A 20,851-nucleotide genomic window follows, 5' to 3' on the forward strand; every position below is an offset into this window, starting at 1 on the left:
TCAGCCGTGCTCGGTGAGCATGAGACGCACGCCCAGGTTGTGCTCGGGTGGCACGATGAACATGGCGTCCTGCTGTTCACCGGCGCCGCACACGCCGACCCGTTGCGCGCCCGGAACCAGGCCGGGGTCGTCGAGCTGGAAGTGCAGGAGCTGCAGGCGGCCGGGGCGGTTGCCCATCCAGTGGGCCAGGTTGGCGTCGGTTGGCTGGATGAGCTTGAGGTTCCACGGGCCTGAGCGCAGGTCCACTCCGGTTCCGACGTTGGGGTCTTTCCACTCGTCGGTCTGCTCCATGCCCAGCGGTCCTCGGAACAGCGCGGCTGCGGCCTGTACATCGGACGTCAAGTGGACCACGGTCGCCAACGATGTGGACCGCCCGTGGCGAGTGGGCGGCAGGGGCGGGGCGTCGTCCCAGCCGTCGCCGCCCGCCCAAGCGATCTGGATGACCATGCCCCAGCTGTCCTTGGGATGGAGGAACGCTTCCTTCCACAGTGGGTTCTCTTCGTTGACCCCGATGACGTTGTAGCCGGCGTCGCCGAGCGCTCCGACGGTGTCGGCGAAGTCGGGCGTCTTGAAGGTGAAGTGGTGCGGGCCGGGGCCGTTGCGAGCCAGGAAGCGGTGCAGGAAATCGCTGCCGGGGTGCTCGAGCGGTTCGAGGATCTCGACCCTTGCGCCGCCGTCGAACGACACCTGGCAGAAGTAGAAATCGTCGCCCGCCTGCGACGCGGGGTCGTTATCGGGGCCGCCGATCCAGCGACCGCCCAGGTCGCGGCTGTAGCGGATCACGTTGTCCCAGGCACGTTCGCTCACCACGGCGACGTGGTCCATGACGAGGGTGTCGGTCGGCATGGCGTCGCAGGCTATGCCCGAAAGGAGGATTCGCTCCCGTTGGGCGAGGCAGGGGGCGCGTACACGGGCATGCCGCGGGCGATGTCGTCAGCTTCGATCAGGGCAGCAGCCAGGCGCTCGTACATCTCGGCCCGCCGTGCCGGGTCGCTGTGGCCGAGCGGGGCCACCTCGTCGGGATCGGCCGCTGTGTCGAAGAGCTGCTCGGAGCCATCGCTGTGGCGCGTGAGGCGCAGATCGGCGGTGACGAGCGTGCGGGTCTTCACTGGGGTCAGGATGTCCAAGGTGAGCGCTCCCGGGAAATCGTCTTCGATGAGCACGTCGTCACGCACTGTCTCTGCAGGATCGTCCAGGATCGGCACCAGGCTCCTGCCGCCGATGCCGTCGTAGCCGGGCAGACCGGCAAGCTCCAGCAGCGTCGGCCCCAAGTCGATGCTGCCGGCCAGCGATTGGGTGCGGCCCGGCGAGCGCCGCGGGTCGACGATGACGTACGGCACGGCCAGCGTGCCGCGGTAATGCATGAAGCCCTTCAGCATCAGCCCGTGGTCGCCCATCATGTCGCCGTGGTCGCTGGTGAACACGATGATGGTGTTGCCGGCTTGGCCGAGCCGGTCGAGCGCAGCCAGGATCTGGCCGATGCCGTCATCGATCATCTCGATCATCCCGTAGGTGGCCGCCAGCGCCTCCCGCAGCATCTGATAGTCGCCGGCCACGCCGCAGGGCGTGACCCAGCCGCGCTGTTTGCTCGGGTGTAGCTGGCTGATGTGCTGCACATATTGAGGGGCACCCGTCAAGTCGTCGTCGACCGAGACGGGAACTTCCATGTCGTCGGGACGGTGGCGGTCGAACCACTCGCCGGGCGGCGTCATCGGGTGGTGCGGGTCGGGAAAGGAGGCCCACGCCAGCCACGGCCCGCCTTGGGTGGCTGCGTCTTCGATGAAGGCGATCGTGCGCTCGGTGACGAACGTCGTGGAGTGCAGCTCCGGCCCGTAGGGCGGTTCGTACACCTGCCACCAGCGTTCCGAGCGGCGGCGGGCCGGTGACTCCGCGGTCAACGGCACCATGAGGTCTTCGAGGCGGCCTCCGCGATCGAGTGCCCACAGCAGGTGGTGACCGCTGACGCGTGCGCCGTGGTCGATGGCCAGCTCGACGTGTTCGAATCCGTAGAAGTTGTCGGGGAACTCGGGAGCTCCATTCACGTAGCGCTCGGCATCTTCGAGCGTGTCCCAACCGGTCGGCCAGTACTGGTCGACTGCTCCGGCGGGCGCACCTGTCGGCAACACCGCGTTACGCGACATGCCGTGCTGCAGGTGCGACTTGCCGATGAGCGCGGTGCGGTAGCCCGCCGCCCGGAACTGCCGCACATGGGTGTTGGCGCCCGGCTCGAGCGACCGGTCGTTGAAGACCACGCCGTGCGCGCTGGGCATGCGCCCGGTCATGATCGTGGAGCGGTTCGGCATGCACACCGGATTGGCCACCCAGGCGTTGTCGAACACCATTCCCCGGGCCGCCAGTGCATCGAGGTTGGGCGTACGTACCACTTCGTTGCCGCCGAAGCCGGTGTGATCGGCGCGCTGCTGGTCGGTGATGATGAACAGCACATTCGGCTGCGCCTGCGTACCGTTTTCGGCTGCGTTCATAGCGATCTCCCGTCGATGGTGCGGGCAGCGGAGTGGCTGGGGCGGTGGGGCCGCTCAGCCGAAGTTCATCGCGGCGGGGTTGCCGCCGTCGACCACCACGGTCTGGCCGGTGATCGACTCGGCCTCGCACAGCATCACCGTGGCGTTGGCGATGTCGATCGGGCTGCCCACCTGGCCGAGCAGCGACGCTCGCCGTGCCCCTTCGGAGATCTCGTCGGGCAGGCGGGCTGCCATGCGGGTGCCTTCCACCAGGCCCGGCGCCACGCAGTTGACCGTGACCGAAGGCGACATGGCCACCGCCAGACAATGGGTGAGGTGGATGAGGGCCGCCTTGGAGCAGCTGTAAGCGATGCTGCTCGAGCCGGGCAACAGACCGCCCACAGAGGCGATGTTCACGACACGCCCGCCGCCGTCGGCAGCCAGCGGCTCGGCCAGCGCCCGCGTCAGCAGGTACGGACCGCGCAAGTTGGTCTCCTGCACCCGGTCCCAAGTCGCAGAGTCGAGCGTCTCGAGCTGTCTGAACGGGATGCCGATGTTCCATGCCGCGTTGTTGACCAGCACGTCGCAGCGGCCGTGTTCAGCAATCGCTGCAGCCGCAGCGTCGATCGAGGCCTCGTCGCGCTGGTCGAGCTGCTGGATGCTCGCCTGCCGGCCGGCGTCGCGCACCAGCCCGGCGCTGATTTCGGCGCGTTCCTGATCGCCCACGTAGGTCACGATCACATCAGAGCCGGCCGCGGCCAGCGCTTCGCATATTGCACGCCCGATGTCGCCGGAACCCCCGGTCACAACGGCCAGTTTTCCTGTCAGGTCCATGTTCGGTTGTCTTTCGATCAGCGAGTTGCGCCGTTCAGTGTCCTGGACTGTTCCGCCCTGTCAGCCTGTGGCGACCAGTTCGGCCATTGCGGCGAGCAGCGTCGGCGGGCCGGAGAGCTGCAGCACGGTCACCACGGTGTCGTCCCAGCGCCGCAGGTCTGCCGCGATCTTGTCCATCGGGCCGATCAGCGAGACCTCCTCGACCAGCTCGATCGGGATGGTCGCCGCGGCCTCCTGCTTGTGGCCGGTGAGATACATGTCCTGCACCTCGTCGGCGACGTGCTGGTAGCCCATCCGGCAGAACACGTCGTAATGGAAGTTGGCGTCGCGGGCACCCATCCCGCCCATGTACAGCGCCAGCATGGGGCGGATCCGGTTGGCCGCACGCTCGATGTCGTCGTCGGGCACCACGCTGATCGGGCACACAACCTCGAAATCGGCATCGTCGGGAATCCGCCCGTCATCGCCGATCAGCGGTTTGCCCGCCGCAGCGAAGCCGGTATTCAGCGCATCCGCATAGAACTGGTTGTCCTTGGGGGCGAAGAACAGTGGCAGCCAGCCCTCGCACAGCTCGGCTGCCAGGGCCACATTGCGCGGCCCCTCCGCGCCGAGGTAGATCGGCACGTCAACCCGCAGCGGGTGCACGGTCGACTTCAGCGGCTTGCCGAGGCCCATGCCCCCCGGGAAGGGCATCTGGTAGTGGTCGCCGGTGAAGCTCACCGGCTTGTCGCGTTCGAGGATCGCCCGGACGATCTCGATGTACTCCCGGGTACGAGCCAACGGGCGGGGATACGGCTGGCCGTACCAGCCTTCGACCACCTGCGGCCCGCTCACGCCGAGGCCCAGGATGAACCTGCCGCCGCTGAGGTGATCCATCGTGATCGCCGCCATGCCCACAGCGGCCGGGGTGCGTGCAGAGATCTGGATGATGCCGGTGCCCAGCCCGATGCGCTCGGTGTGGCTGCCCCACCATGCCAGCGGTGTCAGGGCATCGGAGCCGTAGGCCTCCGCAGTCCAGAAGGAATGAAATCCGAGCTGCTCGGCGAGTTGCAGCGTCTCCAACGCATCAGGCGGCGGGCCAGCCGCCCAGTAGCCGACACCGGTTGCAAGCTTCATGTCACGTCGCCTTGTCGTTGCGGGGAATCCAAGAGTGCCCAGTATGGGCGCTGGCGGCCAGCGGCACAGAAGTGGGCGGGTACAGTCCGCGCGCACCCAGCCACGCGGCAGCTTTCAGGAAGGAGCGCGCAATGAGCACCGAACGCGATGACGGCCCGACCAAGGTGAATCTCGACGAATCCGAGATGCCGACCCAGTGGTACAACGTGATTCCCGATCTGCCGGCACCGCCCCCGCCGCCGCTGCACCCGGGCACGCACGAGCCAATCGGCCCCGATGACCTCGCGCCGCTGTTCCCGATGGGGCTGATCATGCAGGAGGTCACCGGTGAGTCCCACGTGGACATCCCCGGCGGTGTCCTTGATGTGTACCGGCTGTGGAGGCCGAGCCCGCTGTACCGGGCTCGCCGGCTCGAAGCCGCGCTCGACACGCCCGCCAAGATCTTCTTCAAGTACGAGGGCGTCAGCCCGGCGGGCTCGCACAAGCCCAACACCGCTGTGCCGCAGGCCTTCTACAACCACGCTGAGGGTGTCACCAAGCTCACCACCGAGACGGGAGCGGGGCAGTGGGGCTCCGCGCTGGCGTTCGCCACGGCTCAGTACGGCATCGAGTGCGAGGTGTGGCAGGTGGCGGCGTCGTACCGCCAGAAGCCCTACCGCAAGACGATGATGGAGATCTGGGGTGCCCGAGTGCATTCGAGCCCGTCGGAGGCGACCGAGTACGGACGGTCGCTGCTGGCCGAAGATCCCGACCATCCCGGTTCGCTCGGCGTGGCGATCTCCGAGGCCGTGGCTACCGCCGCCGCCGATCCCAATGCTCGCTACTCGCTGGGCAGCGTGCTGAATCACGTGCTCATGCACCAGACGATCATCGGCGAGGAAGCTCTGCTGCAGCTCGCGAAGCTCGGCGAGGCGCCCGACGTGATCGTGGGCTGCACCGGCGGCGGATCGAACTTCGCCGGGCTGTCGTTCCCATTTCTGCGCGAGAAGCTGGCGGGACGGATGGATCCCACGATCCGCTGCATCGAGCCGGCGGCATGCCCCACGTTCACCCGGGGCGAGTACCGCTATGACTTCGGAGACCACGGCATGATGACGCCGCTGCTGAAGATGCACACGCTCGGCCACGACTTCATCCCGCAGCCAATCCACGCCGGGGGGCTGCGCTACCACGGCATGTCGCCGCTGCTGTCGCACATCTACGAACTCGGCCTGGTCGAGGCGTTGGCCATCCCGCAGGAGGAGTGCTTCGCCGCCGCTATCCAGTTCGCCCGCAGCGAGGGCATCGTGCCTGCGCCCGAGCCGACCCATGCCCTAGCCGCTGCCCTGCGCGAGGCCGAGGCTGCCAAGCAGGCGGGGGAGGAACGCACGATCCTGACCGCCATGTGCGGCCACGGCCACCTCGACCTGCCGGCATACGAGGCGTACCTGTCAGGCGCACTCGTCGATGTCGACCTAAGCGACGACGCGATCGCCGACGCCATGGCCGGCGTCCCCGCGGTGGGCTGATCGAAGCTTTTGAGTAACTGAGTCGCGGCACAGCCACTGACCTCCTGCCTAGTTGCGGGTGGCAGGCTGAGGCTGTGACTGCCACGCAGCGTTCGATCCCGTGTGTGCTGATGCGTGGCGGGACGTCTCGGGGGCCGTTCTTTGCTGCTGAGGATCTGCCCGACGATCCGGTGATGCGTGACGCGGTGCTGGCTGCCGTCATGGGAAGCCCGACCGGTCGCCAGATCGACGGGCTGGGCGGCGGCACCACGGTCACCAGCAAGGTTGCGGTGGTCGGCCCGTCGGCACATCCCGACGCCGACGTGGACTACCTGTTCGCGCAAGTCGACCCGGTGTGGGGCACGGTGGACACCAGGCCCACCTGCGGGAACATGCTGGTCGGCGTCGGCCCGTTCGCGATCGAGACAGGGTTGGTGCAGGCTGGCGATCCGACGACATCGCTGGTGGTGCGCAACGTCAATACCGACAGCTTCATCGATGTCGTCTGCTGCACGCCCGGCGGCGAGCTGACCTATGACGGCGACTGCGCCATTGACGGGATAGACGGCACGGCCGCACCCGTCGACTTGCGGTTCCGGGGCATCGAGGGATCAGTGACCGGCTCGATGCTGCCGACCGGCTGCGCCATCGAGACGATCACGGCCGGCGGCGTGGCGGTCGAGGCCACGCTGATCGACGTGGCCATGCCGATGGTGCTGGTGAGGGCTGCCGATCTGGGCCGGACTGGCTACGAAGCGCCGCCAGAGCTCGACGGCGATGCTGAGTTCATGGCGACGATGGAGGTCATCCGCCGTGAGGCAGGTTTGCGCATGGGCCTCGGCGACGTGTCCCGCAGCGTCGTGCCCAAGTTCGGCCTGCTTTCGGTCGCTCGCGAGGGCGGCACGATCACTTCTCGTTACTTCACACCCACCCAGTGCCACCCCGCCCACGCAGTCTCGGGCGGCATCTGCGTGGCGGCAGCCACAGCGTTGCCGGGCACCGTGGCCGCATCTCTGGTCGACGGCCCGGCGGCGGCCCCGAGAATCCCGGGCACGGCTGCCGATGCGCTCGCGCGGGAGTCGGCGGGCTCGACCGCAGGCGACCTTCAACATGACGGCGACGAGCGACGCGACGTGACCATTGAGCACCCGAGCGGTTCGCTGGAAGTCGCGCTGCAGACGGCATCGCGCGACGGCAACGTGCGGATCGTTTCCGGTGGCGTCACGCGCACCGCCCGCAAGATCATGTCCGGCTCTGTCTATGTGCCGGAGACCATCTGGCCCGCCTGAGTCCTGCATAAGGACGAGCGGCCGAGCCGGCAGGCGAGGTCCCGGCCCGATCGGGCCAGCCGACGTTAGTATGTAAAGGATGCCTAACAGAACTGGTCGGCCCTCGTGAGAGCGGCGCAGGACGGCACGCAGGCCATCCAGATCGAGGGGTTGACGCACCGCTTCGGTGATGTGCTGGCGCTCGACGAGGTCAGCTTCGACGTGAGTGTCGGCGAGGTGGTGGGGCTGCTGGGCCCCAACGGCGCCGGCAAGACCACCACCATCAACGTGCTGTCCACCCTGCTGGTCCCTGATTCGGGGCGCGCCTGGGTGGCCGGGCACGATGTGCTGGCCGAGCCCCGAGCCGTCCGCGACGTCATCTCGCTCACCGGCCAATTCGCGGCCCTCGACGACATGCTGACCGGCCGGGAGAACCTGATCCTGTTCGGCCGCCTTCGATCGCTCTCCAAGGCCGAAGCTGCGGCCCGCGCTGACGATCTGCTCGGCAGATTCGACCTCGCCGATGCTGCGTCGAAGCGGGTGGGCACGTACTCGGGCGGCATGCGTCGCCGCCTGGATCTGGCCGCCAGCCTGGTGGTGCCCGCCCCGGTGCTGTTCCTCGATGAGCCCACGACCGGACTCGACCCGCGCAGCCGTGCCGAGCTCTGGACGATCGTGCGGGAACTGCGTGACGACGGTCTCACCATCATGCTGACGACGCAGTACCTCGAGGAGGCCGACCAGCTCGCCGATCGCATCGTCGTCATCGACCACGGTCGCGTCGTTGCCGAAGGCACACCCGCCGAACTGAAGGATCGCGCCGGCGGTTACGCATGCGTGGTGGTGCCCGTCGAGCTGTCGCGGCTGGACGAGTGCGCCGCGGCGCTCGCATCCTTCGGCGAGCCGGCGGTGGACCGTGACACCGGATCGGTCACCGTCGCCGACGCCGGGCCCGATGCGCTGGCCCAGATCATCGCCAGCCTCAACGGCATCGAGCTCGCCGACATCTCGCTGCGCCGGCCGACCCTCGACGAGGTCTTCCTGCAGCTGACCGGCGAGTCACCAGAGAACCCAGCGTGACCTCGCTCCTCGCCGACGCACGGCTTCTCGGCGCCCGCTCGGTGACGCGCAGCCGGCGCAACCCGGCATCGATCATCGGGGCACTCGTCTTCCCGCTGCTGTTCTTCGCGCTGTTCAACATCGTGATGCGCCGCGTCATGAACAACCAGGGGTTCGACTACGTGCAGCTCCTGCCGCCCACGATCATCACCCAGGCGATGATCTTCGCGGGGATGTCGTCGGCCTACTACGTGGCGGCCGACCGGCTGTCGGGCATGACCTCGCGGCTGCGTTCGCTGCCCGTGCACCGAGCCGCGCCGATCGTGGGCCGCGCTGTGGGTGACGTGGTCCGGGCGGCGATGTCGCTCGCCGTCGTCACCGTGGTGGCCGTGCTGGCCGGGATGCGCTTCGAGAGCTTCGTCGGCGCTGTTGGCTTCATTGTGCTGGCGCTCGGGTTCGCCGTGGTCTTCTCGCTGGGCATGGGCCTGATCGGATACGTGGCGTCGTCGCCGGACGCGGCCGTATCGATCGCTTCGATCCCGTACCTGCCGTTCCTGATGCTCTCGTCGGGCTTCGTGCCGGTCGAGAACTTCCCGGGCTGGTTGCAGCCGTTCGTGCGGTGGCAGCCGATCACATCGGTGATCGACGCCCTGCGAGCGCTCATCGGCGACGGATCGGTCAGCGAGACCCTGCCGGTAGCGCTTGCTTGGCTCGCCGGCGGCGCCGTGGTGTTCTCGATTCTCGGGGGCCGAGCGTTCGCGAGGTCGTCATGAGCGCGGAATCGCCCTCGCCCGGAGGTGCCAGCGCGCCGCGACTGCTCATGGCGGCACCGATATTCGCGACCCGTTCGTACAAGCGCTTCCTGCGGACACCCGAGACCCTCATCAACACCGTCGGCTTCCCCATCGTGCTGCTGCTGACGCTGCTGGCCGTGTTCTCGACCGCGGTGGAGGCCTTCGACGAAGGTCTCTACGCCCAGCGACTCGTTCCGATGATGGTGGTGTCGGGCCTCATGTTCGGCTCCATCGGCACTGCCGCTGGGCTGTTCACCGATCTCGGCGGCGGCTACATGGAACGCATCCGTGCCTTGCCGGTCGCACAGTCGGGACCGCTCATCGGCATCGTGCTGGCCGAGATCAGCCGCGCAATCACTGCGCTCGTGGCGTTGGTAGCGGTGGGCTACGCGGTCGGATTCCGTTTCGACAACGGCTTGGTTGCCATCGCAGGGTTCATCTTGGTGTCGGTGCTGGTGGCCGTCTCGATCGTGTGGGTGGGCTTGGCGTTCGCCACCGTGGCCCGCTCGCAGGAGGCACTGGTACCGCCGATGGGCGCTTTGTTCCTGGTGCTGCTGTTCTTCTCGCGCGGCATGGTGCCGTTGGAGGCCTACCCCGGCTGGGCGCAGCCGATCGTGAAGTTCAATCCGGCCACGTCGTTCGTGACGGCGCTGGACCGCCTGGGGCGAGGCGGCGAGCTCACCGGACCGATCCTGGGTGCGGTGTGCTGGGCCGTCGCGCTGACGGCGGTGTTCGGATTCATCGCCATACGAGGACTCAGCTCCAGTCGAGCCAGAGCTCCTCGGGGCCTCTGAAGGCGGCGTCACCCGCACTGCCCGCAAGATCATGTCCGGCACCGTCTACGTGCCAAGTTTGCATTAGATATGCAAACATCGCCTAACTCTTGTCAAATCGCATAACTCTGTCGTATAATGCCGAGAGTGGAAAGCCAAGAGCTGCGCCGGCTTCTCGACGGGGGCGAGACCTTCACCGTCGAGTTCAAGTCCGACCAAGGCGACGACCCGATCAACGACGCCGATGTGGTGGAGGCAGTGGCCTGCCTGGCCAACGGCGACGGCGGCTTCTTGCTCATCGGGGTGGGCGATGACGGGATCCCCCACGGCGCCCAGCCTCGTCACGGCCCGCAAACCCACCCGGTTCGCCTCCAAGCGCTCATAGCCAGCCGGACTGAGCCGTCGGCGGAAGTGGCGGTCGAGTTGGCTGAGATCGAAAAGGTCGAGGTGATCGTGATCGCGGTGACCGCCGCCGACTCGGTGGTCGGGACCCAGTCGGGGCGGTATCTGCGCAGGGCCATCGACGTGCACGGCAGGCCCCAGTGTCTGCCGATGCGACCGCACGAGGTGGTGTCACGAGCGGGCAGCGTCGGCGCCCAGGACTTCAGCAAGGTGGTTGCACCCGGGTTGGCATCCGATGATCTGTCGGACGTGGAATTCGCCCGGATGCGCGAGCTGGCTCGCACCGGCGGCGACGACACTCTCGCTCTGCTGTCCAATGAAGAAATGCTCAAGGCACTCGGCTTCATGGCCGACGACAGCCGGATCTGTGTCGGCGGGCTTCTGCTGTTCGGCACAGAACGGCTGATCGCCCGGCACCTGCCCGCCTATGAGGCGGGGTTTCAAGAGCTTGCCGGGCTCGAAGTGCGGGCCAGCGAGATGGCGGCCTTCCCGTTGCTGCGGGCGATGTCCGAGTTCGCCGATCGGGTGTCGGCTCGCAATCCCGAAGACGAGATCGAAGTGGGGCTCCAGCGGATCGCATTGCCGGCGTTTTCGGGGATCACGGTGAGAGAACTGATCGCCAATGCCCTGGTTCACCGGGATTACACCGCCAAGGGGCCGACGCTGGTGGAGGTGGCCGCCGACACCCTGACCGTCTCCAATCCGGGGGGCCTGCCTGCGGGAGTGACGACCTCCACGCTGTTGACCGCCCCCCCGCACCCTCGAAATCCCGCGTTGGCTGACGCATTCAAGCGAGCGGGTCTCGTGGAGCGCACCAGCCGAGGAATCAACCGGGTATTCGAGAGCCAGCTGTCGCTCGGACGCTCGGTGCCGGACTACGGCCGCAGCACCCCCACTTCGGTCGTCGTACGGGTGCATTCGGGATCGCTCGACAAGGCGTTGGCCAGGTTTGTCGCGCAGACGCGGCGTGATGGCCAGGATCTGTCGCTCGACGACCTGCTGATCTTGCACGAACTCCGGGCCGAGGGCACCGTGACCGTGGAGCGGGCAGCCGAATTGGGTCATGTGGGCCGCTCGGAGGCCCGCACGGTCTTGGGTGGCCTCGCGGGCAAGGGGATCATCGAACCCCACGGGAGCGGCCGGGGTCGACGCTACGTCTTCACGTCTTCTCTCAGCCATCGGTTCGGGCAGCCCCCCCGTCGACCGACCATCTCCTTGAGCAGCGCCGAGCATCGTCGGACGGTTCTCGAATTCGTCAGGCAGAACGGCTCGATTGCTCGAAGCGACGCGGCCGATTGTTGCGGAGTGACTCCCGACCAGGCCAGCCGCCTGCTCCGAGAAATGCGCGATGACGGCGTTCTCGAAATGAAAGGCACCCGCCGTGGCACCCGCTACGTCCTTGCGGTGCGCTCTGACTAGCGGTCGGCCGCTGAACCCGCGGACGCGACGTCAGCTCCAGTCGAGCCAGAGCTCCTCGGGGCCTCTGAAGGTGATGTTCGGAAACGTTTGGTAGTCCTGCGGCGGCAGCCGCAGCGACGGCACCCGCTGGGTCAGGATCTCCAGCGCAATGCGGGCCTCCATGCGGGCCAAGTTGGCGCCGAGGCAGAAGTGGATGCCCTTGCCGAAGCTGATGTGGCGATGGGGATCGGGTCGGGCGATGTCGTAGGAGTCGACGTCGAACCGGTCGGTCTCGGCAAACGCGCACGGCTCGCGATTCGCTGCTGCGAAGTTCAGGAACACCCGTGTTCCTTCCGGCAGCTGCACCCCGCCGAGCTCGGTGTCGCGGGTGGTCACCCGGCGCCAGGCCACCTGGCTGGAGTCGAACCGCAGCGTCTCCTCGACTGCCGTGGGGATCAGCGACGGGTCAGCAGCCAGCGCCTCCCACTGGTCGCGGCGCGGCAACAGGCAGCGAAGCGTGTTGCACAGCAGGTTCGTGACCGGGTCGTGCCCGGCGAAGGAGATCCCGTAGATGACCGATTCGACCTCCCGGTAGCTGAGCCCGGTACCGCCCTCGGGGTCGGGGTCGGCATCGTGAGCGTCGAGCAGCTCCGAGCAGAAGTCGTCGGTGCGGTTGCGATGTCGCTCGGCCACGAACTCACGGCAGTAGCGCCAGTAGGCCAGCATCCCCTCGGCCATGTGCGCCTGCTCGGCCGGTGTCGGCTTGCCCCAGGCGAACGCCTTGCGGTTCACGCACCACGACTTGAGCATGAGGTCGTCTTCGGGCGGGAACCCGATGAAACGGAACACGATCTCCGCCGGCAGCGGGAACGCCACCGCCTTCACGTAGTCGGCGGGCTTGGGGCCGGCGAGCATCTCTTCGATCAGCTCGGTGGCCCGTGAGCGCATGTAGTCCTCGAGCGTGCGCAGCCGCCGCACCGAGAACCCGCCGCGGGTGTGCACGCGGATGCGCCCGTGGTCGGGCTCAGCCCGGTTCGACATGACCGCCTGGGGGTCGTAGTCGGACGCGGAGAGCACCTCGGCCGCCTCGGGAGCGAGGGGGAAGATGGGGTCCTGCACATTGGACGAGGCATATGTATCCGGGTCCATAAAGACCCGCTCGATGTCGTCCATGCGGGTCACCACGACGTGACCCATCTCGGCGGCGTAGAAGACCGGGTGGTCTTCGCGCAGCTTTGTGGCGATCGGGTAGGGATCGGCCAGATATTCCTCGTTGAGCGGCGACCAGGTCTCGTGCACCGGGCAGCCCGGCGGCGGGGGCGAGAGCTGATCCGGTGCGGTGTGGTAATCGTCGGCGCTCACTGGACCTCCAGTCTGGGCCCTGCCGTCGGGACCGGCGTGCGCTCGGCGGCGCCGGCAGGCCCTATCATCGTCGCCCCGCGGGCGATTGGCTCAGATGGTTAGAGCGCTGCCTTCACACGGCAGAGGTCACTGGTTCGAGTCCAGTATCGCCCACCCTTTCGACGCAGGTTGCCGTGCCGTGGCGCCACCGTGCTCGGCGAGGTGGGCCAGCAGCAATCCGGTGAACGCGCCAGGCGCCTCGTCGGTGACGAAGTGATTGATGCCCCCAAGCTCGGCGAAGCGGTACGGGCCAGTCACGAAACCAGCAGTGTTCTCGGCGGCCATGCGGCCCACCGTGGCGTCCTGGTTCCCCCACACGAACATCGTCGGCACGCTCACCGGGGGCGTCTCGGCCGGCTGATACTGCGAGCTCCCTATGGCTCGGTACCAATTCACGGCGGCATCGAGGGCGTCGCGTTCGCCAAGCGTGGCCAGGTAGGCGTCGATGTCGGCGTCAGGCACCCCGCCGTGCGCCATGGCCCGTCGCAAGGGCGCTGCATTGTCGGCGAGCAGGTTGTCGGTTGCCCCGGGCTTCTGGAAGGCGGGATGGTGCCGCGAGCGGTGCGGCTGATCGGGGTCGTCGCGCATCGCCGCAACGAAGGCCGCAGCGTGCGGCCGCGAGATGACGCTCAGCGAGTAGACGCGCTCGGCGTGGTGCGCCGCGATGAACCACGCCAATGCGCCGCCCCAGTCATGCCCGACGACGTGGAATCGCTCTGCGCCGAAGCTGTCCGCAATCGCCAGCGCATCGGCTACCAGCAGCTCAGTGCGGTAGCTGTCGATGCCCTCAGGCCGTGCACCCGCCGAGTAGCCGCGCTGGTCGGGAGCACACGCCCGGAACCCGGCCGCCGCCAGTGCTGGCAACTCAGCACGCCATGTGTGCCGGGTCTGCGGGAACCCATGCAACAGCAGCACCAGCTCACCGTCAGCCGGCCCCGCAACATCGGCAGTGAAGCGATGCCCATTCGCCTCGATCGCCGTGGTCGATACATCAGTCCTACTCGTCATCGGATCAGTCTCCTATAGCGGCGTCAATGAGTCTCGGAGAATGCCAAGCGTCGCGAGTGGCGGCATACAGACAACAGGAACTGCGGTCGGTGGGGTACGGCTCTCCTACGGAAATCGCAGGCTTCGGCCGTGCCGTCCACGGCGACAATGGCACCGGCACAAGCCGTGACGCGCTATCAAATGGGCCATGGCGGAGCTGCGGAAGCCTGACGCCGAGTTCCCCGCCTACGACGAGGCGTTTGATCGTGACGGCAACGTCCGCCCGCTCTACGCCGCCATCGTGGAGCGCTTCTCCAACTTCGACTCGGCCGAGCTGCGGCGCCGCGAGGGCATCATCGAAGAGGAGTTTCGCCGCCAAGGCATCACGTTCACGGTGTACGGCGATTCGCAGGGCACCGAGCGGACTTGGCCGATGGACCTCTTCCCCCGGCTGATCGCCGCAACCGAGTGGCAGGACATCGAGCGGGGCCTGGCCCAGCGCGTCACCGCCCTGAACCGGTTCCTGGCCGATATCTACACCGGCGAGGGGGCGGCCATGGCTGACGGCGTCGTGCCCGCATGGCTGGTGCAGTCGTCGGACGGCTTCGAGCGCAATGCGTTCGGTGTCAGCGTGCCGCACGACGCCCACTGCGTGATCGCTGGCATCGACCTGGTGCGCGACGCCGAGGGCCAGTACCGGGTGCTCGAGGACAACCTGCGCAACCCGAGCGGCATCAGCTATGTCATCGAGAACCGGGCGGCGATGACCCGAGCGTTCCCCCGTGTGTGGGAAGACCACACCGTGGAACCTGTCGGCCAGTACGGCCGGATGCTGCGCACGGCGCTCGAGTCGGTAGCGCCCACCGGGGCGGGTGAAAAGCCGCTCATCGTGATCCTGACGCCAGGCATCTACAACTCGGCGTACTTCGAGCACGCGTTCCTGGCCCGGGAGATGGGCGTGGAGCTCGTCGAAGGGCCCGACCTGGTGGTGGACGAGCATGTCGTGTACCTGCGCACCATCGAGGGCCTGGTTCCGGTGGACGTGATCTACCGGCGCATCGACGACTCCTTCCTCGACCCGGTGTCGTTCCGGCCCGACTCCACGCTCGGCGTGCCGGGGCTGCTGGGCGCCATGCGTGCGGGCACGGTGACCGTCTGCAATGCCGTCGGCAACGGCGTTGCCGATGACAAAGCCATCCACCCCTACGTGACCGACCTGATCCGCTACTACCTCGGCGAGGAGCCGATCCTGCCCAACGTCGAGACGTATGTGATGTGGGAGCCCGATCAGCGTGAGGCCGCGTTCGAACGGCTCGACGAGCTGGTCATCAAGCCGGTGGGCGAGTCGGGGGGCTACGGCATCGTCATCGGGCGCAACGCCACCGACGAGGAATTGGCGAACGCTCGGGCGGATATCGAGGCCGATCCGCGCAACTGGGTGGTCCAGGAGGTAGTGGAGCTGTCGACGCTGGCCTCCATGTGCGATGACGTGCTCGAGCCGCGCCACCTCGACCTGCGCCCGTTCGTGATCACCGGGGAGCGCACGCAGGTGTTTCCTGGCGGCCTGACGCGGGTGGCCATGCGCAAGGGCTCGCTGATCGTGAATTCCTCACAGGGCGGCGGCTCGAAGGACACTTGGGTGCTCGCCCCACAGGGCGAGACGCAGGCGGGCTCGCACAGCTCCGCGCCGATGGGGCCTCGAACGTGATCCTGGCCCGCCACGCCGATTCCCTGCTGTGGGCCGGTCGCTACTTGGAGCGGGCGGACACCATCGCCCGGTGCGTGTCGGTCGAGACCAATGCCGTCATGCACCGTCAGGCCACTGAGGCCCGGTTGGCCTCCCGCCGGCTCGTGCAGGCGCTCGGGCTGCAGGACGCATTCGTAGCGGCCCAGGTCGGCACCGGCCCGTATGCCGTCATGGATTTCCTGGTTTCTGACGACTCGCATCCGGGTTCGGTGGTGTCGGCTGTGGAGGCGGTGAGGGAGAACCTGCGCATCGTGCGCGACCGCATCCCGGTGGAGCTCTGGGAGGAGGCCAACAGCCTGCACATCCTCATGCAGAGCGCCAAGTCCGTCGGTGCTGCCGCTCGGGAGCAGACCGGCGGCGAGGTGTCGCGCATGTCGGTGATCACGGCCCGGCGGGGATGTCGCTCACTCAGCGGCGTCATGACCGAGTCGATGAGCCGTGACGAGGGGTACGCGTTCATGGAGGCTGGCCGGCTGCTCGAACGGTCGATCCTGACGGTGGAACTGCTGAAGTCGGGTCTGGGCACCGGGAGCGATGTGTTCGACGGGAACCGCCTGCTGGCGTTCACACACTCGCTGCAGGCCGCCCGGCGCGAGCTGGGGCACTCGCCGCAGTGGCATGCAGTCGCAAAGTTCCTCTTGCAGCACGAGCAAATGCCCCGCTCGGTGTTGTGGTGCCTCGGCCGGGTGGAGCTGCGCTTGGAGGATCTGGCAGCGGCCGCGGGTGCCGTCGCCACCCCCCGCCGGCGCGCCGGGGCCCTGCGAGCGCATCTGGAGTACGGCGAGCTCGACACGCTGCTGGCCGAACCCGATGCTGAGCTGGCGTTCTTGGGCTCGGCGTTGGCCGAGCTCGCTGCCGATGTGCACGCCAGCACGGTGGCGAGATCGAGCTTCGCCGAAGTGCATGCACAGTTCGTGCGGCCCGGAGACGGGAACGGCAGGCCGCAATGAGACTCGACATCGCCTACCGGCTGCACTTCACGTACGCGGAGCCCGTCTCGGAGTCGCAGAACGAGATCCGCGTGCGGCCCCGCGACGATCTGCGCCAGCAGGTGCTGTCGTACCGGCTGACGACCACCCCGGCGACCCGTGTGCTGCAGACGCGCGACTACTTCGGCACGACCGTCGACCACCTGGGCATGCGCGCACCGCATGACGATCTGCTGGTGGTTGCCGAAGCTTCCGTGGAGACAACACCGACCGACGGCGCCCCGGCGCCGGTGAGCTGCGAGCGGTTGGGCGATCAGCAGTTCGTCAACCAGCACGTCGAATATCTGGCGCCGTCCCAGCATGTGCAATGGGGGGAGTTGGTGGACGAAGTGGCGTCATGGGCCGTCCGCGGTGCTGCCGACGATGTCTGCGAGCGCGTGCTGGCCGTGGCCCAGGCGGTGCCCACGGTGCTCACCTACGAGCGCGGCTCCACCTCCATCGGTGTGACGCTGGAGGAGCTGATCGACGGCGGCCGAGGGGTCTGTCAGGACTTCGCCCATCTGGCTGTGGGCATGCTGCGCTGCATCGGCATCCCCGCGCGCTATGTCTCGGGCTACCTGTTCGCGCTGGACGAAACACGGCTCGACGAGGGTTCCGATGACGGTGGGCCTGCTGCCGGCGCCGAAGCACCCAACGCCAGCAATGGCGGGAACAGCCATGGCCTTGTCGGCGAGGACGTCTTCGCCCCCGAGCGCGCACCGGCTGCAACGCCGACGGCCATCTCGGTGCAGACGCACGCGTGGATCGAAGCTGCGGTGCCCGGCTACGGCTGGCATGCCCTTGATCCCACCAACGGCGGGTCTGTGAGCGAGCGGCATGTGGTGATCGGCTACGGCCGCGACTACAACGATGTCCCGCCGGTGCGCGGCGTGTTCAATGGCACGGCTGATGCCAAGGTGGACGCCGAGGTGATCATCGCCCAGCCGACGGCGCCGATGTCAATGGTCACCGAGCCGATCCGTCGCCAGGCCCGGGTCGCGGTCAACCCTCCGGCGACCGACACGAGCGCCCAGCAGCAGGCAGCCCAGCAACAGCAGCAGTAGCGCGCCCAGCGGGCGCTGCGACCAGGGGTCGATCGGGGCTCGCGGGCTGTGTGCCGCTACCAGGGGTCGATCGGGTGCTTGCGGCCTTGACGCGGCTGCGGCGAGGGCAGCGTCGCTAGGAGTCGGGCGACGATGCCTCGCGTCTCGGCCGGATCGATGATGTCGTCGAGCAGGAATGATCGGGCGAACTCCAGACCGGTGTTGCGCTCCTTCCACTCGGCGACGCGCCGATCCCGGATCTCACGCTCGGTTGCGTCGTCGGGCGCCGCCTCGAGCTCGTCGCGGAACACGATGTTCACCGCTCCTTCGAGGCCCATGCCGCCGAATTCGGCGGTCGGCCAGCCGACGTACAGGTCGGGGTCGAGCGCGTCGGAGCCCATCGCGTAGTAGCCGAGGCCGTATGCCTTGCGCAGGATCACGCTGAGGATCGGCACGTCGGTAGCGCTGAGCGCCACCAGGGTGCGGGCGCTGTGACGCACGAGGGCTGACTTCTCCGCAGCCGTCCCGATCATGAAGCCCGGTGTGTCACACAGGAAGAGCAGCGGCAGGTCGTAGGCATTGCACAGCTCGACATGGCGCGAGAACTTGGCCGAGCCTTCGGCGTCGATCGCGCCGGCACCGAACATCGGGTTGTTCGCCAGCACGCCGATGGGGTGCCCGTCGATCCGGCACAGCGACGTTGACAGGCACCGGCCGAACTTCGGGCGCAGCTCCAGGACCGACCCTTCGTCGGCCAGGATCTCCACGATCTTGCGCACGTCATAGGCACGCCGGGGGTTCTCGGGCACCATCGTGCGCAACGGGGTTTGGTCCGCGGCGACCGGCGGCGGGGGAGTCGCCACGTCGGTGAAGTACGACAGGTACCGGCGCGCCGTCTGCAGTGCCGCTGTCTCGTCGTCGACGACCAACTCGATCGTGCCCACCCGCTCGTGCATCGACATGGGGCCGAGTTCTTCGGGGGTCAAGTCCTCGCCGGTCGCGGACCTCACGAGCGGCGGCCCCGAGATGCCCAGCGTGGAGTCCTGGGTCGCGATCACCACGTCGGAGGTGCCGGCGATGTTGGCCTGGCCGGCGAAGCTCGGCCCCGACAGGATCGTGACGATCGGCACCAGGCCGGAGAGCCGTGCGAGCTGGATGAAGGTGGTGACCGTGCCGCTGTCGTAGAACAGCTCGGTGGCGCGTGCCCCGGCGCCTTCCGACCAGAAGATGACCGGCCAGCGGTTGCGCTCGGCCACCTCCATCATCCGGTCCATCTTGCGATGGTTGGTCGGGCTCTGGCTGCCGCCCATCACCGTGTAGTCGTAGGTGAAGGCGCACACCGCGACGCCGTCCACTTGCCCGACGCCCATGACCAGGCCGTCGGCTGGCGCATCGCCCAGCGAGCGGATCTGGGGCTGCGCGAGCTGGCCGTACTCGACAAACGTGTCGGGATCGAACAGCGCAGCGATGCGTTCCCGTGCGGTCCACCGACCCCGGGCATGCTGGCGCGCAACCGCTGTGGGCCGCGCCTCGTCGAGCGTGGCTTCCTTGGCCGCCATGGCCTTGGCCAGCAGCGGAGGCGCATCTGATTCCGGAGAAGCTTCGTCACTCACGCAGCAAGAACCTAGAGGCTGAGCCGGTAGGCGAACCCGTGGCGTTAGGGTGCGCGGCGTGAAGCCGACGGATGAGGTGTTGGCCGAGCGGCGGGCGCGGGTGGCCAAGCGCTGGGAGCTCACCGACGAGGTCGTGGTCTTGCGCGCTGGCGAGCCGGCAAGCTGGTCGGGGACCGATCAGCACTTTGCGTTCCTGCCCCATCCTGATATCGCCTACCTGACGGCGGTGGGCTCGCCGGGCACGACGCTGGCCTTCGACGCCGCCGCTGGCGAGTGGGAGCTGTTCGGGCCCCGCTTCACGTCCGAGCGGCTCGTCTGGGAGCAGCCGCCGACACCCGTCGGTCAGCCGCTGGACGAACTGGGCGCTTGGCTGGAACAGCGTGGCGAACGCACAGTCATCGAGCTGGGCGCGGGCGCAGCAATGCCCCAGGCGCTTCCCTCGTCGGCAGCGCCGGACAAGGCTGACACGCCTGACGCTGATACAGCCGATGCCGCAGCGGAGACCGCGCCGGGCGACAATGCCGACGAGCACGCTGATGCCTCGACCGAAGCGACGGTGCTGCGGCTCAGCGCTGCCATCGCGCTGGAGCGCATGACCAAGGACGATGCGGAACTCGACGACATCCGTCAGGCTGCTGCGGCCAGCACGGCAGGATTCGAGTGGGTGTACCAGCATGCGGCGCCTGGCATGACCGAGCGTGAGATCCAGGTCGGCATGGAGGCGCAGTTTTACGCCGCAGGAGCACCCCGCGTGGCCTACGACAGCATCGTTGCCTCTGGGCCGCACGGCGCCTACCTGCACTACGTCTATGCAGGCGATGATCCGCTGCGTCCCGCGACTCGCACCGTCGAAGCTGGCGACCTGCTGCTCATCGATGCCGGCGCGCAGTTCGGCGGCTACGCCAGCGACGTCACCCGCACGATGGTCGTGGGTGCTGATCCCACCGACGAGCAGGAGTTCCTGTGGAAGCTGGTGCTCAGCGCCCAGCAGCAGACCATCGACATGTGCCGCCCCGGCATCGTTTGGAAGGAGGTGCACCTGGCTGCCGCCCGCATCCTGGGTGCCGGCCTCGTCGAGTTGGGCGTGCTCCAGGGCGACCCTGCAGAACTTGTGTCAGCCGGCGCGGTGGCGTTGTTCTTCCCCCACGGGCTCGGCCACCTGCTCGGCCTGTCGGTGCACGACATCACGAGCATCCCCTACAGCCGGGAACCGAGCGACGATCCAGTGCTGTCCAAGCTGGGACCTGACCGAGTGCTCGGGCCGGGCATGGTGACCACCGTCGAACCCGGGATCTACTTCATCGACGCCCTACTGTGCGACCCGGCCCGACGGGAGAAGTTCGCCGAGAGCGTCGTGTGGGAGCGCGTCGACGAGCTGCGGGGCTTCGGCGGCATCCGCATCGAGGACGACGTGCTGGTGACCGATGGCGATCCCGAGGTGCTGACCGCGGCGATCGACAAGCCGATCCGCATCGGCTGAGACGGGAATTGCCCACCCC

Annotated in this window: 17 protein-coding genes and 1 tRNA gene; 11 read left to right on the plus strand and 7 right to left on the minus strand. The window is 67.9% G+C overall.

Annotated elements, in window-relative coordinates; genetic code table 11:
* From ACOGI8_RS05495 to ACOGI8_RS05510, 4 genes are read right to left on the minus strand one after another with little or no spacing between them, the layout of a single operon-like run.
* Positions 1-846 carry a VOC family protein gene (locus tag ACOGI8_RS05495; protein WP_419855882.1) on the minus strand — a complete coding sequence of 282 codons (846 nt, stop codon included), beginning with the start codon at positions 844-846 and terminating at the stop codon, positions 1-3.
* Positions 847-857: 11 nt separating this feature from the next.
* Positions 858-2,483 (minus strand): sulfatase, encoded by a 1,626-nt coding sequence (locus ACOGI8_RS05500; protein WP_419855883.1) that lies wholly within the window; start codon positions 2,481-2,483, stop codon positions 858-860.
* Between the two features lie 54 nt (positions 2,484-2,537).
* The gene (locus tag ACOGI8_RS05505; protein ID WP_419855884.1) at positions 2,538-3,296 is read right to left on the minus strand and encodes an SDR family NAD(P)-dependent oxidoreductase; all 759 of its coding nucleotides are present in this window, start codon (positions 3,294-3,296) and stop codon (positions 2,538-2,540) included.
* Positions 3,297-3,356: 60 nt separating this feature from the next.
* Positions 3,357-4,412 (minus strand): LLM class F420-dependent oxidoreductase, encoded by a 1,056-nt coding sequence (locus tag ACOGI8_RS05510; RefSeq protein WP_419855885.1) that lies wholly within the window; start codon positions 4,410-4,412, stop codon positions 3,357-3,359.
* Positions 4,413-4,543: 131 nt separating this feature from the next.
* Between ACOGI8_RS05510 and ACOGI8_RS05515 the strand changes: the two genes are divergently transcribed.
* The 6 genes from ACOGI8_RS05515 to ACOGI8_RS05540 all read left to right on the plus strand — a co-directional run bounded on the left by ACOGI8_RS05515 (position 4,544) and on the right by ACOGI8_RS05540 (position 11,614).
* On the plus strand, positions 4,544-5,920 hold the full coding sequence (locus ACOGI8_RS05515; protein ID WP_419855886.1) for a TrpB-like pyridoxal phosphate-dependent enzyme: 1,377 nt from the start codon (positions 4,544-4,546) through the stop codon (positions 5,918-5,920).
* Between the two features lie 74 nt (positions 5,921-5,994).
* Positions 5,995-7,188, plus strand: a complete 1,194-nt coding sequence (locus ACOGI8_RS05520; RefSeq protein ID WP_419855887.1) for a 2-methylaconitate cis-trans isomerase PrpF family protein — start codon at positions 5,995-5,997, stop codon at positions 7,186-7,188.
* Between the two features lie 105 nt (positions 7,189-7,293).
* Positions 7,294-8,247: an ATP-binding cassette domain-containing protein gene (locus tag ACOGI8_RS05525; RefSeq protein ID WP_419855888.1), complete on the plus strand. Its 954-nt coding sequence runs from the start codon at positions 7,294-7,296 to the stop codon at positions 8,245-8,247.
* The gene (locus tag ACOGI8_RS05530) at positions 8,244-8,999 is read left to right on the plus strand and encodes an ABC transporter permease (protein ID WP_419855889.1); all 756 of its coding nucleotides are present in this window, start codon (positions 8,244-8,246) and stop codon (positions 8,997-8,999) included. The genes ACOGI8_RS05525 and ACOGI8_RS05530 overlap by 4 nt, the downstream gene beginning before the upstream one ends.
* Positions 8,996-9,814 (plus strand): ABC transporter permease, encoded by an 819-nt coding sequence (locus ACOGI8_RS05535; RefSeq protein ID WP_419855890.1) that lies wholly within the window; start codon positions 8,996-8,998, stop codon positions 9,812-9,814. Before ACOGI8_RS05530 ends, ACOGI8_RS05535 begins: the two co-directional genes overlap by 4 nt.
* A 126-nt stretch (positions 9,815-9,940) precedes the next feature.
* On the plus strand, positions 9,941-11,614 hold the full coding sequence (locus ACOGI8_RS05540) for an ATP-binding protein (protein WP_419855891.1): 1,674 nt from the start codon (positions 9,941-9,943) through the stop codon (positions 11,612-11,614).
* 30 nt (positions 11,615-11,644) lie between these two features.
* On the opposite strand, the gene ACOGI8_RS05545 is transcribed toward ACOGI8_RS05540, so the two are convergent.
* Positions 11,645-12,955 (minus strand): cytochrome P450, encoded by a 1,311-nt coding sequence (locus ACOGI8_RS05545; protein ID WP_419855892.1) that lies wholly within the window; start codon positions 12,953-12,955, stop codon positions 11,645-11,647.
* Between the two features lie 79 nt (positions 12,956-13,034).
* Between ACOGI8_RS05545 and ACOGI8_RS05550 the strand changes: the two genes are divergently transcribed.
* Positions 13,035-13,108, plus strand: a tRNA-Val gene (locus tag ACOGI8_RS05550).
* Here the strand turns inward: ACOGI8_RS05550 and ACOGI8_RS05555 are convergent.
* Entirely contained in the window at positions 13,082-14,002 is a 921-nt protein-coding gene (locus ACOGI8_RS05555; RefSeq protein WP_419855893.1) for an alpha/beta fold hydrolase, read from the minus strand. The two genes, ACOGI8_RS05550 and ACOGI8_RS05555, sit on opposite strands and share 27 nt — an antisense overlap.
* Before the next feature lie 187 nt (positions 14,003-14,189).
* Here ACOGI8_RS05555 and ACOGI8_RS05560 point away from each other — a divergent pair, with 187 nt between their 5' ends.
* From ACOGI8_RS05560 to ACOGI8_RS05570, 3 genes are read left to right on the plus strand one after another with little or no spacing between them, the layout of a single operon-like run.
* Positions 14,190-15,689 (plus strand): circularly permuted type 2 ATP-grasp protein, encoded by a 1,500-nt coding sequence (locus tag ACOGI8_RS05560; protein ID WP_419855894.1) that lies wholly within the window; start codon positions 14,190-14,192, stop codon positions 15,687-15,689.
* The gene (locus tag ACOGI8_RS05565) at positions 15,686-16,678 is read left to right on the plus strand and encodes an alpha-E domain-containing protein (protein ID WP_419855895.1); all 993 of its coding nucleotides are present in this window, start codon (positions 15,686-15,688) and stop codon (positions 16,676-16,678) included. The genes ACOGI8_RS05560 and ACOGI8_RS05565 overlap by 4 nt, the downstream gene beginning before the upstream one ends.
* Entirely contained in the window at positions 16,675-17,760 is a 1,086-nt protein-coding gene (locus ACOGI8_RS05570) for a transglutaminase family protein (protein WP_419855896.1), read from the plus strand. The genes ACOGI8_RS05565 and ACOGI8_RS05570 overlap by 4 nt, the downstream gene beginning before the upstream one ends.
* Positions 17,761-17,816: 56 nt before the next feature.
* Here ACOGI8_RS05570 and ACOGI8_RS05575 read toward each other — a convergent pair whose 3' ends face one another.
* On the minus strand, positions 17,817-19,352 hold the full coding sequence (locus ACOGI8_RS05575; RefSeq protein WP_419855897.1) for an acyl-CoA carboxylase subunit beta: 1,536 nt from the start codon (positions 19,350-19,352) through the stop codon (positions 17,817-17,819).
* Positions 19,353-19,410: 58 nt separating this feature from the next.
* Here ACOGI8_RS05575 and ACOGI8_RS05580 point away from each other — a divergent pair, with 58 nt between their 5' ends.
* Positions 19,411-20,832: an aminopeptidase P N-terminal domain-containing protein gene (locus ACOGI8_RS05580; RefSeq protein ID WP_419855898.1), complete on the plus strand. Its 1,422-nt coding sequence runs from the start codon at positions 19,411-19,413 to the stop codon at positions 20,830-20,832.
* Positions 20,833-20,851: the final 19 nt, after the last annotated feature.

It is taken from the genome of Candidatus Poriferisodalis sp., from assembly GCF_965204195.1.
GTDB lineage: Bacteria > Actinomycetota > Acidimicrobiia > Acidimicrobiales > Poriferisodalaceae > Poriferisodalis.